General features: G+C 46.4%; 13 protein-coding genes. 12 read left to right on the plus strand and 1 reads right to left on the minus strand.

Translation table 11 applies throughout. The annotated features are described in order from the left end of the window. Positions 1 to 54 precede the first annotated feature (54 nt). The 9 genes from grpE (at position 55) to MHB54_RS22115 (ending at position 9,938) form a co-directional block, all read left to right on the plus strand. Positions 55 to 627: a nucleotide exchange factor GrpE gene (gene grpE, locus MHB54_RS22075; RefSeq protein WP_013311172.1), complete on the plus strand. Its 573-nt coding sequence runs from the start codon at positions 55 to 57 to the stop codon at positions 625 to 627. 87 nt (positions 628 to 714) lie between these two features. Further along, complete coding sequence (gene dnaK, locus MHB54_RS22080; protein ID WP_069080376.1) at positions 715 to 2,559, plus strand: molecular chaperone DnaK; 1,845 nt, start codon at positions 715 to 717, stop codon at positions 2,557 to 2,559. 247 nt (positions 2,560 to 2,806) lie between these two features. Continuing rightward, on the plus strand, positions 2,807 to 3,937 hold the full coding sequence (dnaJ, locus tag MHB54_RS22085) for a molecular chaperone DnaJ (protein WP_023989511.1): 1,131 nt from the start codon (positions 2,807 to 2,809) through the stop codon (positions 3,935 to 3,937). Between the two features lie 154 nt (positions 3,938 to 4,091). Further along, the gene (gene dcuS, locus MHB54_RS22090) at positions 4,092 to 5,747 is read left to right on the plus strand and encodes a DcuS/MalK family sensor histidine kinase (protein WP_081327467.1); all 1,656 of its coding nucleotides are present in this window, start codon (positions 4,092 to 4,094) and stop codon (positions 5,745 to 5,747) included. Next, positions 5,740 to 6,447, plus strand: a complete 708-nt coding sequence (gene dcuR, locus MHB54_RS22095; protein WP_053325797.1) for a two-component system response regulator DcuR — start codon at positions 5,740 to 5,742, stop codon at positions 6,445 to 6,447. The genes dcuS and dcuR overlap by 8 nt, the downstream gene beginning before the upstream one ends. Positions 6,448 to 6,568: 121 nt before the next feature. After that, positions 6,569 to 7,915, plus strand: a complete 1,347-nt coding sequence (locus tag MHB54_RS22100) for a 2-hydroxycarboxylate transporter family protein (protein WP_023989508.1) — start codon at positions 6,569 to 6,571, stop codon at positions 7,913 to 7,915. A 62-nt stretch (positions 7,916 to 7,977) separates the two neighbouring features. Then, positions 7,978 to 9,174: an NAD(P)-dependent malic enzyme gene (locus MHB54_RS22105; protein ID WP_071558462.1), complete on the plus strand. Its 1,197-nt coding sequence runs from the start codon at positions 7,978 to 7,980 to the stop codon at positions 9,172 to 9,174. Positions 9,175 to 9,353: 179 nt separating this feature from the next. Then, positions 9,354 to 9,728: a hypothetical protein gene (locus MHB54_RS22110; protein ID WP_013311164.1), complete on the plus strand. Its 375-nt coding sequence runs from the start codon at positions 9,354 to 9,356 to the stop codon at positions 9,726 to 9,728. 24 nt (positions 9,729 to 9,752) lie between these two features. Continuing rightward, a complete protein-coding gene (locus tag MHB54_RS22115; RefSeq protein ID WP_023989507.1) occupies positions 9,753 to 9,938 on the plus strand; it encodes a YfhD family protein in 186 nt (61 codons plus the stop codon). Positions 9,939 to 10,023: 85 nt separating this feature from the next. Here the strand turns inward: MHB54_RS22115 and MHB54_RS22120 are convergent, their stop codons facing one another. After that, positions 10,024 to 10,443 carry a hypothetical protein gene (locus MHB54_RS22120; protein WP_023989506.1) on the minus strand — a complete coding sequence of 140 codons (420 nt, stop codon included), beginning with the start codon at positions 10,441 to 10,443 and terminating at the stop codon, positions 10,024 to 10,026. A gap of 195 nt (positions 10,444 to 10,638) precedes the next feature. On the opposite strand from MHB54_RS22120, the gene prmA reads away from it, so the two are divergent. From prmA to MHB54_RS22135, 3 genes are all read left to right on the plus strand, one after another. After that, entirely contained in the window at positions 10,639 to 11,604 is a 966-nt protein-coding gene (gene prmA / locus MHB54_RS22125; protein ID WP_264454751.1) for a 50S ribosomal protein L11 methyltransferase, read from the plus strand. Between the two features lie 2 nt (positions 11,605 to 11,606). Further along, entirely contained in the window at positions 11,607 to 12,299 is a 693-nt protein-coding gene (locus tag MHB54_RS22130; RefSeq protein WP_023989504.1) for a site-2 protease family protein, read from the plus strand. Positions 12,300 to 12,487: 188 nt separating this feature from the next. Continuing rightward, on the plus strand, positions 12,488 to 13,252 hold the full coding sequence (locus tag MHB54_RS22135) for a 16S rRNA (uracil(1498)-N(3))-methyltransferase (RefSeq protein ID WP_264454752.1): 765 nt from the start codon (positions 12,488 to 12,490) through the stop codon (positions 13,250 to 13,252).

Here is a 13,252-nt window from a genome sequence, read left to right on the forward strand (position 1 = left end):
GCATTGTTGCGTGTTTTTGTAAAGGTAGTTATGACTTGAAGGAGGTGAAACATTTTGAAGGAAGAACAAGCGTTCCAAGAAGAAAAACAACAAAATGTAAGCACAGAGGAAGCCGCCGAAACGAGCCAGCAGGAAGAGCCGGTTAATGAAGCGGCAGCACTGGAAGACCAAGAAAGCGAAACAGAGCTGACTAAGCTTCGCGCCCAGGCGGAAGAGCATCAACAGCGGTTTTTACGCGCTCAGGCGGATTTTGATAATTTTCGCCGTCGTACGCTGAAAGAAAAAGAAGACCTTGCCAAATATGCATCTATGAAGCTGGTTACCGAGTTGGTGCCTGTTTTGGATAACTTCGAGCGTGCGCTGGCAACAGCACCGCAAGGAGCGGAGTCTGAGTCATTCAGCAAAGGCGTGGAAATGATTTTCCGCCAGTTTGAGAGTGTGCTTCAGGCAGAGGGTGTAACGGCCATGAATTCGGTGGGACAACCGTTTAATCCGGATTTCCATCAGGCTATTATGCAGGTGGAGAGCGAAGAGCATGAGGAAGGCATCGTCGTTGAAGAGGTACAAAAAGGATACATGCTGAAGGACAAGGTGCTTCGTCCAGCGATGGTAAAAGTGAGCATGTAGCTTTTTCAATATACATTAGAAATACATCATTTTGATTCAACCATTCTGGCCTGCGGGCCTCGTATATACAGAAGGAGGAATTGTCCGATGAGCAAAGTAATCGGTATTGACTTAGGTACAACCAACTCTTGTGTGGCTGTTATGGAGGGCGGCGAAGCGGTCGTTATTCCAAATCCGGAAGGCGCACGCACAACCCCTTCCGTTGTTGGTTTCAAAAAAGATGGAGAACGTACTGTAGGGGAAACGGCAAAACGCCAAGCAATTACGAACCCGGATCGTACAATCATGTCCATCAAACGTCACATGGGTACAAACCATAAAGAAAGCATTGACGGCAAGGAATATTCCGCACAGGAAATTTCCGCTATGATTTTGCAAAAGCTGAAATCCGATGCTGAAGCTTACCTGGGACAAACGGTTACTCAAGCTGTTATTACTGTTCCAGCTTACTTCAATGACGGTCAACGTCAAGCAACCAAGGATGCAGGTAAAATTGCCGGTCTGGAAGTTCTGCGGATTGTCAACGAGCCAACCGCAGCTGCATTGGCATACGGTATGGAAAAATCCGAAGACCAAACGATCCTCGTGTATGACTTGGGTGGCGGTACATTTGACGTATCCATTCTGGAACTGGGCGACGGTTTCTTCGAAGTTAAAGCAACAAGCGGCGATAACAAGCTGGGTGGCGATGACTTTGACCAAGTGATTATTGATTACCTCGTAAATGAGTTCAAAAAAGATCAAGGCATCGACCTGAGCAAAGATAAAGCTGCTGTACAACGTCTGAAAGATGCAGCGGAAAAAGCGAAAAAAGAACTGTCCGGCGTACTGACAACGACGATTTCTTTGCCGTTTATCACAGTAGCTGATGGCGTTCCACAGCATTTGGAGTTGAACCTGACTCGTGCGAAATTTGAAGAATTGTCTGAAGGTCTGGTAGAACGTACATTGGGACCTACTCGTCAAGCAATGAAAGATGCAGGAATGAGTGCCAGCGACATCGACAAAATCGTTCTGGTCGGCGGTTCCACACGTATTCCGGCTGTACAAGAAGCAATCAAAAAGCTGACAGGTAAAGAGCCACACAAAGGCGTAAACCCTGATGAAGTGGTAGCTTTGGGCGCGGCAGTTCAAGCGGGTGTACTGACTGGTGATGTGAAAGACGTCGTTCTCCTTGACGTAACTCCACTGTCCCTCGGTATTGAAACCGCAGGTGGCGTGTTTACTAAAATGATTGATCGTAACACGACGATCCCTACGAGCAAATCGCAGGTATTCTCGACATATGCCGACAATCAGCCTAGCGTAGAAATTCACGTGTTGCAAGGTGAACGTGAAATGGCAGCAGGCAACAAAACACTGGGTCGTTTCCAATTGGGAGATATCCCTCCAGCACCACGTGGTGTACCACAAATCGAAGTTACCTTTGATCTGGATGCGAACGGTATCGTGAACGTATCCGCTACAGATAAAGGCACAGGCAAAAGCCAAAAAATTACGATCACATCTTCCAGCGGCTTGAGCGACGAGGAAGTAGAACGTATGATGAAGGATGCCGAGTTGCATGCGGAAGAAGATAAAAAACGCAAAGATTTGGTAGAAGCGAAAAATGCTGCGGATCAACTGATCTACTCTGTAGACAAAACGATTAAAGATCTGGGCGAAAAAGCGGATGCAGGCGAAGTCGAAAAAGCAAATGCAGCTAAAGAAAATCTGCAAAAAACGCTGGAAACCGACAACCTGGAAGACATCAAAAAAGCTACTGAAGAACTGACTGAAATCGTTCAGCAATTGTCTGTGAAGTTGTATGAGCAAGCTGCTCAAGAAGCACAGGCTCAACAAGCTCAAGATGGCGCAGCAGACAGCAAAGGCCGCGACAATGTGGTTGACGCGGACTATGAAGTTGTTGACGAAGAACAGAAGAAAGACTAAGCTACGGATCGGGTAGTGGTAGCTTTACGGTACACCGATGCGTTATGATATACTGAATAGTAATTGCAGCGTAGCTGCCTTGATAAATAACAATTAGCCGAAGGGTAACAGTTATTTCCAAGATAAATAAGCATATTACGGGTTGTACTGCCTTGAAATGATGGGAAGGTCAAAGCCGGGTCATCCCGTGCCTTTGGCTTTCCTTTTATATGTAGTGCAGACACGTTGTAGGCATGGGGGTGGAACATTGGCTGATAAGCGTGATTATTATGAGGTGCTGGGCGTCGCGAAGGGCGCTTCGGATGAAGAAGTCAAAAAGGCTTACCGTAAGCTTGCGCGTCAGTATCATCCGGACGTGAACAAGGCTGCGGACGCGGAAACTAAATTTAAAGAAGTGAAAGAAGCTTACGATGTTCTCAGCGATGGTCAGAAGCGGGCAAGATACGATCAGTATGGTCATGTAGACCCGAACCAGGGCATGGGAGGCGGCTTCGGTGGTGGCGCCGACTTCGGTGGCGGGTTTGGCGATATTTTTGATATGTTCTTTGGTGGCGGCGGCAATGGTCGACGTGATCCGAATGCACCGCAGCGTGGGAACGATCTTCAATATACGATGACGATTGAATTCAAGGAAGCGGTGTTCGGTAAAGAAACCGACATTCATATTGAACGTACGGAAACATGTGATACGTGTCACGGTACGGGAGCCAAAGCGGGTACTCAACCACAAACCTGCTCCGTCTGCCACGGCAGCGGACAGGAAGAAGTGGTGCAGAATACACCGTTTGGTCGTATGGTTAATCGACGCGCCTGCTCCAATTGCGGCGGTTCCGGTAAAATCATTAAAGAAAAATGTACGACTTGTAGCGGTTCGGGTCGTGTACGCAAGCAACGTAAAATTCATATTCGTATTCCAGCGGGTGTGGATGACGGCGCGCAAATGCGTATTAACGGTGAAGGCGAAGGCGGTGTCAACGGAGGACCAGCAGGTGACTTGTACGTTGTGTTCCGTGTGAAATCGCACGACTTCTTTGAGCGTGAGGGAGACGATATCTACTGTGAAATTCCGCTGACGTTCTCACAGGCAGCATTGGGAGATGAAGTCGAGATCCCAACGTTGACCGAGAAAGTGAAGCTGAAAGTTCCAGCAGGTACGCAAACAGGTACTTACTTCCGTCTTAAAGGAAAAGGTGTGCCAAAACTGCGTGGCGTAGGTCAGGGTGACCAGCATATTAAGGTCGTTGTGGTAACGCCTAGTAAGCTGAGTGAGGAACAAAAGGATTTGCTGCGTCAATTCTCTTCGCTTAGCGGAGAGCAGACACATGAGAATGAGCAGTCTTTTTTTGACCGTGTGAAGCGCGCCTTCCGAGGCGACTAAGCCCAATTAGGAATCGCGGAGCTTCAACCATGAATCAAAGGAAACTATTCCGCAATTGCGGGATAGTTCCTTTTTTTATTTCACGTAAACACATACATAACCATTTTTGTATAGGCATGTTGAACTGTTGAGACTTAATATCAAGTAGAAAGGGGTGAGTTCCATCGGAAATGTACAGCTCAAGCTACGTCGGGGTAAACCACTATTAAAGCTCAGAGGCCTAATTACACTGCTAGTATGTCTAGTTATGGCACTTGTGCTTCTGCCTGTAACCCTGTTATTTGCTGAGAGAGTGGAACATGAAACTGAGAAGGGACTGGAAGAAAAGGCAATGTCCATCGCGCGTACACTCGCCCATACGCCGCTTATTGTCGAGCAATTGCAAGGGACGGGTTCGTCTCCTTCTATGCAGGAGTATGTGAAGAGGGTTTCAGCAGCAAATCACATCCAGTTTATCGTGGCTATGGATATGAAGGGAATTCGTAAAACGCACCCGGATGCTAGGATGATAGGCAAAGCTTTTGTCGGCGGAGACGAGTATACTGCACTTCATGGCCATGAGAGCGTGTCCGTTGCGAAGGGAACATTGGGCTTGTCCATGCGAGCCTTTTCCCCCGTGTTCAGTTTAACGGGGAAACAGGTAGGGGCGATTGTTGTGGGTATATCCATGCAAGATGTACAGATGGCTCAGGAAGGCAACAACCGTCTTATTGCTATCGCCATTGGCACTGGAATGTTGATTGGCACTGGAGGTGCGGTTGTGCTGGCTCGTAAAATCAAAAATATGCTAGTCGGTCTGGAGCCGCCGGAAATCGCACGCTTGCTGGAGGAACGCAGCGCCATGTTGCAATCCATCAAGGAAGGGGTTATTGCGGTAGATGAATTCGGTCGCGTCATGCTGATGAATGCAGAAGCGATACGTCTGCTTACGCAAGCGGGGATTGAAGATTTCTCATTCTCCGGACAGGAGATTACCGTTTATTTATCCGCTTTTCGATTGCAAGAGGTCTTGGAAGCGAGTACTCCACAGATGGATGAGGAAATGGAGCTGGGTGGAATAACCTTGCTGACCACCAGTGTTCCGATACGGGTCAAAGGGGAAATTGTGGGAGCAATTGTAACCTTTCGGGATAAAACGGAGATGAACCAGCTTGCGGAACGTTTGACAGGAGTGTCCCTGTACACGGAAGCACTACGTGCGCAGGCTCATGAATTTATGAACAAGCTGCATGTCATTATGGGGATGGTACACTTGCGAATGTACGATAAACTGGAGCATTACATTATGGATGCCGTCGAGCATCATCAAGTGGAGATTGGCTCCATCACCCGGCAGATCAGGGACCCAGTTATGGCAGGGTTTGTGCTGGGGAAATTAAGCCGGGCCAGAGAAGTAGGGGTGAATTTTGAACTGACTCCAGGTAGTTACTTGCCCGAATCCAGTCAAACTCAAACGACGCATGAACTGATTACTATTCTTGGCAATCTGTTTGATAATGCGGTGGAGGCGATGGAATCTTTGGAGCACAAACGGATTACCCTTTCACTTTATTTTGAGGAAAGCCAGAAGAACGGCTATCTGACCTGTATCATGTGCGATAATGGTCCGGGTATACCGGAAGGGCTTGTGAAGGCTATATTTGAAAAAGGTTTTTCGACCAAGGGAGAGTCACGAGGGATGGGTCTTTATCTGGTGACGCAAAGCGTGAAAAGATTACAGGGAAGTATAAAGTTGATCCCAGCCGAGCAAGGGTGCTGTTTTCAGATTACGATTCCATACATTATAGCGGGGAATGATGAACATGATTAATGTCCTGATTGTAGAAGATGATCCGATGGTTGCGGAATTTAACCGCAAATATATGGAGCAGGTAGAAGGTTTTCGATGTGGGGGTTGGGCTTCTTCTGTGGAAGAGGCTAAGAAATATATAGCTGAACAAGCCATTGATTTGATATTGCTAGATGTGTATATGCAGGAAAGCAATGGCCTCGATTTACTGTCATTCATACGGGAGACAGGTGTAAATATAGATGTCATTGTCATCTCGGCTGCAAGTGACATGAACAGTGTCAAAAAAGCGATGAACTTCGGTGCGGTGGATTACTTGATTAAGCCGTTCCACTTTAACCGTTTTTTGGAGGCCCTCACGGGGTACCGAGAGCACATTAGCATCGTGCGTGAGCGCAGCCTACTTTCGCAGGAAGAACTGGACCGACTGATTTATCATAAAAGCTTGACTAAAGAATTGGCACGTTTGCCCAAAGGCATAACTAAATCCACGCTGGCTATGATATGGAATTGTATCCAGCGGCATAATAAGGTGCTATTTTCCACCGAGGATATTGCGGAGAGCGCAGGGATATCCAGGGTGTCTATGCGCAAGTACCTGGCTTTTATGACAGAGATTGAGGCTCTTTCCATGGAAACCATATACGGTACCATAGGGCGTCCTGTTTACCAATACCGAATATTGCCACAGGCAGAAGGCATCATGAATAGTTTTATTTAAATCTTCTTTCTGATTACTTTAATTACAAAAGTGAATGATTAGTTTTAAAACCAAATAAAGCGTTTTCCAAGGTGTAGAATGGAAACATGGTCATCATTCTTCACTTTATGGAGGGAGATTTATGGAAAATGCTACGAATCAGCCTGTCATTCAAAAGGGGCAAAGATGGAGTAAAAATTTTGTAGATGGCATCAGAATGCTGGGTAGGGTAAAGGTGGGGGTTATTCCTCTTCCACTCTATGCCGTGATCGCGCTAATTGTTTATGCAGCTGCAATTACTGAAAGACTTCCGAACGATCTTTTGGGCGGGTTTGCCGTCATCATGATTTTAGGTATACTTCTCAGTGATCTAGGGGCCAAACTTCCGTTGCTTAAGCATATTGGCGGGCCGGCCATTTTATCTCTTATGGTTCCATCGTTAATGGTATTTTGGAATATGTTCAGTCCATCTGCGATGGGTGCTGTACACACGCTTATGAAAACCTCGAATTTTCTTTACTTCTACATCGCATGTCTAGTAACGGGAAGTATTCTTGGCATGGATCGGAAAATGCTGATGAACGGAATTGTCAAAATTTTTGCCCCCATTATTATAGGATCTATTGCAGCTGTTGCCGTGGGGATGGTGGTGGGGATGGCTTTTGGCTATAGCGCCTATCATACATTTTTTTTCATCATCATTCCGATTATCTCCGGTGGGATTGGGGAAGGCATTTTACCGTTGTCCATTTCGTATGGATTGGTGCTGGGCAAGGATTCCGCAGTATTCGTATCCCAGTTTATCCCGGCTGCAATTATCGGGAACATTGTTGCAATCATAGGTGCGGGTGTTCTGAAGAGATTAGCAGAGAAAAATCCGAAAACTTCAGGTAACGGGAGGTTATTAAAACTGGAGAAAGATGCAGATAAGTTAGCTCCGGCAAGTTTGGAGCAATCGATTTCTTTTCCATTGATGGGAGGAGGTCTGCTGTTAGCTTGCACTTTCTTTATTGTGGGTAAGTTGCTGGAGCCGTATCTCCATATTCCAGGCCCGATCCTCATGATTCTGGCGGCGGCATTAATTAAGTGTATTCAGATCATGCCGAACACATTGGAGCAGGGAGCTTTTCACTTGTACAAATGTATAACGGCAAGTCTGACGTGGCCCTTGATGGTGGGATTGGGTATTTTGTATGTACCTTTGGATAGTGTAGTTGGGATTTTAACGGTTCCTTATGCCATCACCTGCGCATCTGTTGTAGTTGCATTGATTGTTACCGGATACTTCACAGGAAAATGGATTCACATGTATCCCGTAGAAGCTGCTTTAGTGACTAGCTGTCGCGGTGGATTAGGGGGCACGGGAGATGTAGCCATTCTGTCTGCGTCCAATCGGATGGAACTGATGCCTTTTGCGCAAATTGCAACACGTATTGGAGGGGCAGGCACGGTCATTTTAGCAACTTTGTTACTCCAATTATGGAGCTGATGAGTTTTATACACAGGACTGAGATTCATTCCAAATAGAGACATGGAAGGACGGAGAAAAATATGAGCAGTTTAATAGATGAAATTAGAGAATTACACGCAGGTGGCAAAATGGAGACCTTACCAAAGAAGCCAATTGAAACGATGGAGGGGCTGTCCAAAGTTTATACGCCGGGTGTAGCTGAAATCTGTATGGAAATCGCCAATGACCCAGCCAAAGCGTATCAATTAACAATCAAAAAGAATACAGTAGCAGTCGTATCAGACGGAACTGCGGTACTTGGATTAGGAGATATCGGACCGGAGGCCGCTATGCCTGTGATGGAGGGTAAAGCAGTGTTGTTCAAACAATTTGCAGGTGTTGACGCCTTCCCGATCTGTCTCAACACAAAGGACGCTGATGAAATTGTTCAAATTGTCAAAATGATTGCTCCTGCCTTTGGCGGCATTAATTTGGAAGATATATCTTCGCCACGCTGTTTTGAAATCGAGAGACGGTTGAAGCAGGAACTGGACATTCCAGTATTTCATGATGATCAGCATGGTACGGCAGTCGTTGTATTAGCGGGTCTGGTCAATGCATTAAAGGTATGTGGCAAAAAAATGGAGGATGTCAAAGTTGTATTTGCAGGGATCGGTGCGGCGGGTATGGCCTGCTCCCGTATGCTGCTTAAGGCAGGTGTACGCAATCTGATTGGCGTTGATCGACAGGGAGCTATTCATCGTGACGTGGAGTACAGTAACCCGCATTGGACAGAGTATGCGAACATGACTAATCCGCACAATTTAAGTGGAAGTTTATCCGATGTGATTGTGGGAGCTGATGTATTCATCGGTGTGTCAGGCCCGAATATACTGACTGTGGAGGATATACAGAGCATGGCAACTGATCCTATCGTGTTCGCCATGGCGAATCCGAAGCCGGAAATTGATCCGGTTGTAGCCGCACCTCATGTACGTGTGCTTGCTACTGGCCGCTCCGATTTTCCAAATCAGATTAACAATGTGCTGTGCTTCCCGGGAATTTTCCGGGGTGCTCTAGATTGCCATGCTACGACGATTAATGAGGAAATGAAACTGGCTGCCGGACTTGCCATCGCTGATGCGATCTGTCCTGAGGAGCTAAGTGAAACTTATATCATACCGAATGTTTTTAATCCGAAGGTGGTTCAAAAGGTACGGGATGCTGTCATTCGTGCTGCATGGGAGACAGGAGTGGCCAAGTCAGGTGAAGCTCCGGCTGCTACTTTACACCCGTAAAAGTTATATTCTTCACAAACTATGGTTCACAGTCTTGGCCTGCTGTTCTCGATACCGCCTGATCCGTCTAGCCTTCGTAGGGAATATAAAATCGTGCCAATGAGCAGGATATAACAAAGCGTAACGCTCTATGCTCTTGAAGAGCAGTTGCGCTCAATACTACACAGGGAGATTTTGAGATGGGCGAAAAAAATATTTTGGCGTATTTCAAAAGTCCTGAGGAAGCACAGGGAGCCGCTAGAAAACTGGAAGCTCTCCGGGTAGCCGATGTGTCGATAGACCGATTTAGCCGGTATCCGCGGCAGTCTACTGGCAACGCCGGATTGCCTGTATTTTCAGGACAGATTAGCAGCTTGTCCTCACTGACACAGGGCGTGGACTTTACAGATGCAACTCCAGCAATACTGGCTGCAGCTGATCCGTCCGCCAGTGGCATGAGTGATGGAGGACAGGGCGGACCGACGGGCCGTGATATTTTGTTGACTGCTGTGGTGGATGAATCCATTCATCATCAGGCGATGTCCATCGTGGAACAAGCGGGTGGAATGCTGTGAAAAGTTTGGAAGGAGTAGTGACCGATGTCCAAAAACAAACGGTTTGATAAAGTGCTGACCAAAACGGAGAAAATCAAACGCATGCAATCTGCTAAAAATGAAGATGTAGAGTTCTCGGCAGATCAGGCAGATGCTGAGGATCTAGAAGCGATCCGGCGTAGCGAAGTAGCTGACCGTCGTCAGCAGCGTATCATAATCGACAATGAGTAGAATTTAATAAGACGGGTTATCTCCATTAATAAGGATGATTTGTGGGATAGCCCGTCTTATTTGTGTTCTTTCCTTTTTCTATTCATTATCCGCTGTATGCTGTTGCACTAAAAACAAGAGGACCGGCGACGAAAGCAGTAGTCGCAGGCGTTTGATTTTCAATAATCAGTTGGTAGTTTTGTACGCCCAGAGGCGCAACGTCTACCGTTTCGACATTAAGAATAATATTGTTATCGAAGACATTGGATTCCAGTCCGTAATAAATTTCCTTGCCGGCTCTCCAAATCCGTACAAGCACTCTAATGTTGCCGGCACCGACAAAACGTAGTCCAATCGAGGCTTTTAACTCTACTCGGTTGTTGACAGCTCCAGAAATAGCAGGATCAATAAATACAGACGTCGTAGCAATTCCAAGTCCGGCTGGAGAAATCGGAACAGGAAGATTTATACCATTAGTGATAGGTGTAATAACACTGGCATTATAATCTAACACCGTCTTTGCCATACTAAATCACTCCTTTTCTAGTATATTGTATTGTATGTACTAGAGTTAAGGGTGCTTGGACTAAAAGAGTGGACAATATATACAAGCTCTACAAAAAATATTTTGAACTTCGATAATATTAGCTTTTTTGAACTCCTGTGCATGTATATAGTACAATGTAATGTATGCATGTGAAATGAGGAGGAAATGAAAACCATGTTGTGGAATGAAATTACAATACATACAACCGAAGAAGCCATCGAAATGATTTCGAATTTTCTGCACGAAGCAGGTGCAGGAGGGGTTTCCATTGAAGAATCCGGTTCGCTCAACAAGCCGCGGGATACGTCCTATGGACAGTGGTATGATCGGCCTTTGAACGACATACCTGAAGGACAAGCGATCATCAAAGGCTATTTTGCCGAAGAAGTGGATATGGATCGTATTCGTTCGCAGATTGAGCCGCGCGTCGAAGAATTGAGAACTTTCGATATTGATCCTGGTGAGGTTCAGTATGAGCTGAAAACAGTTGATGAGGATGACTGGGCAAATGCTTGGAAGCAATATTTCAAGCCTTTGCGTGTGTCGGACCGTCTGACGATTAAACCCACTTGGGAAGACTATGAGCCTGCGAGTGAAGACGAAAAAATCATTGAGCTGGACCCTGGTATGGCCTTTGGGACGGGAACACATCCTACGACATCCCTTTGTCTGAGAACGCTGGAGTCTGTGATTAAGGGTGGAGAAGAAGTTATTGATGTCGGCACGGGTTCCGGTATTTTGGCCATTGGAGCTGTAAAGCTGGGAGCGAAGCATGTACTTGCCTTGGATTTGGACCCGGTGGCAGTATCCAGTGCGCGGGAAAATACGCGTTTGAACGGACTGGAGGAACGCATTACCATTAAAGAAAGTGATTTGCTATCCGTGCTTAATGCAAGCGATCCAACGCTGGGTATCCAGTTACCGGTCAAGCTAGTGGTAGCTAATATATTGGCAGAGATTATTCTGCTGTTCATTGATGATGTATATAAAGCCCTGGAACCAGGTGGTATTTATATTGCTTCAGGGATTTGGAAGAACAAAGAAGAGGTTGTCGAAACTGCTTTGAAAGCAGCTGGCTTTGAGATTGCCGAAATAAGCCGGGATGAAGATTGGCTGGCGTTTGTGGCGAGAAAGAGGTAAGTATGGATTTTCTACAAAATATTTTTCGTGTAAATTTAAATGTTCTTCCCTTTTATTTACTGGCTGTGATCATATCGTTCACGGTTCATGAGTTTGCACATGCGTATTATGCCAATAAATTTGGTGACCCTACGGCCAAGCTACTTGGGCGCGTGACTTTAAATCCGGCAGTGCATATTGACCTGCTGGGTACGCTGCTGCTGTTGATCGGAGGCTTTGGCTGGGCCAAGCCAGTTCCGGTTAATCGTGACAATTTTAGCCGTCCGCGCCTCATGGGCATTATCGTATCGGCTGCGGGTCCGCTGAGCAATCTGCTGCTTGCATTTGTTACTACTTTGATCTATGCCGTGCTCCTTCATTTTCAAGTATTGCCGGGGATGGAGAACCAACGGGTAGCTCAAGCAATCTATTTGTTTATCAATGCTCTGATCAATTTAAATCTATTTTTGTTTATCTTTAATTTGATCCCACTGCCTCCACTGGATGGATACCGGATTGTGGAAGATGTGGCCCCCACTCCTGTACGCCGTAAGCTTCAGCAATTTGAACAGTGGTCGATCTTTATTTTTCTGCTTATCCTGGTCATTCCGCAGGTTCGAGCTGTAACAATTGAACCTCTTTACACGCTGGCCCAGATGATTTATATACAGTTTTTGCAGTTCTCTTTTTATATCACTGGATTGTTTGGAGCCTAAGGGCTCCTTTTTTTACGAGAATAGGTAGGTATAACCTGAATAGAAGAGGGAACAGACTGGTCATACAGGCGCAAAAGATGATATGATGTTGCTTGGTGATTTATTCGGATTTTGTACGGAACGTTAGTGGATAACAGTTATTTTTAGAATGAGGATTTTGCAAAATCCAGGAATAGGTGTGAGAGAGAATGCAGCGTTATTTTATTCCGGCAGAGCAATTTCTAGAAGATCACGTGATTGTCGCGGGTGAGGACGCGCGACATATCGCTAAAGTCATGCGGGGCCGTAGTGGTGACAAAATTATAGTTAGTGACGGGATATCTAGGGAAGCGCTGGTTGCATTGGATACGATTGAGCAGGATCATGTTACGGCGACGATTATTGAGCCGCTGAAGATGACCTCTGAACCGCATGTGCAGGTCACTATCGCTCAGAGTCTTCCTAAAGGAGACAAGATGGAGACGGTGATGCAAAAATGTACAGAAATCGGAGCAACCGGGTTTGTACCGTTTTTGTCCGAGCGTACGGTCGTGCAGTATGATGCCAAAAAAGAAGGCAAGCGACTGGAGCGTTGGCGCAAGATTGTGAAGGAAGCGGCTGAACAAAGCCACCGTAACCGGATTCCAGAAATTAGCGCGCCCATGACGTGGAAAGAACTTCTGGCTTCTTTTGCTGGGTATGATTTGATATGTTATTGTTATGAAAAAGAGCAGGGTAAACAGCTACGGGATGTAATCCAGCCTTTGGCAGGACAATGGGCGTCGACGGACATGCCGCGAGTTCTGCTGGTGGTAGGCCCGGAAGGCGGCTTTACTGAAGCGGAAAGCCTGGAGGCCGAGCAGGCCGGGGCACAGTCTACAGGACTGGGAAGACGTATTTTGCGTGCGGAGACCGCAGGAATGGCTGCATTGGCATGCATTTTATATGAGACAGGAGAAATGGGAGGGGTTTAA

The sequence above is a fragment of the Paenibacillus sp. FSL M7-0802 genome, from assembly GCF_038004945.1.
GTDB classification, from domain to species: Bacteria; Bacillota; Bacilli; order Paenibacillales; family Paenibacillaceae; genus Paenibacillus; species Paenibacillus polymyxa_B.

Bases quoted from the DNA above. Each gene is read 5' to 3' on its own strand.
- dnaK (WP_069080376.1), top strand. From the start codon at position 715: ATGAGCAAAGTAATCGGTATTGACTTAGGTACAACCAACTCTTGTGTG.
- dcuR (WP_053325797.1), top strand. From the start codon at position 5,740: ATGATTAATGTCCTGATTGTAGAAGATGATCCGATGGTTGCGGAATTT.
- MHB54_RS22100 (WP_023989508.1), top strand. From the start codon at position 6,569: ATGGAAAATGCTACGAATCAGCCTGTCATTCAAAAGGGGCAAAGATGG.
- MHB54_RS22105 (WP_071558462.1), top strand. From the start codon at position 7,978: ATGAGCAGTTTAATAGATGAAATTAGAGAATTACACGCAGGTGGCAAA.
- MHB54_RS22110 (WP_013311164.1), top strand. From the start codon at position 9,354: ATGGGCGAAAAAAATATTTTGGCGTATTTCAAAAGTCCTGAGGAAGCA.
- MHB54_RS22115 (WP_023989507.1), top strand. From the start codon at position 9,753: ATGTCCAAAAACAAACGGTTTGATAAAGTGCTGACCAAAACGGAGAAA.
- MHB54_RS22120 (WP_023989506.1), bottom strand. From the start codon at position 10,443: ATGGCAAAGACGGTGTTAGATTATAATGCCAGTGTTATTACACCTATC.
- prmA (WP_264454751.1), top strand. From the start codon at position 10,639: ATGTTGTGGAATGAAATTACAATACATACAACCGAAGAAGCCATCGAA.
- MHB54_RS22130 (WP_023989504.1), top strand. From the start codon at position 11,607: ATGGATTTTCTACAAAATATTTTTCGTGTAAATTTAAATGTTCTTCCC.
- MHB54_RS22135 (WP_264454752.1), top strand. From the start codon at position 12,488: ATGCAGCGTTATTTTATTCCGGCAGAGCAATTTCTAGAAGATCACGTG.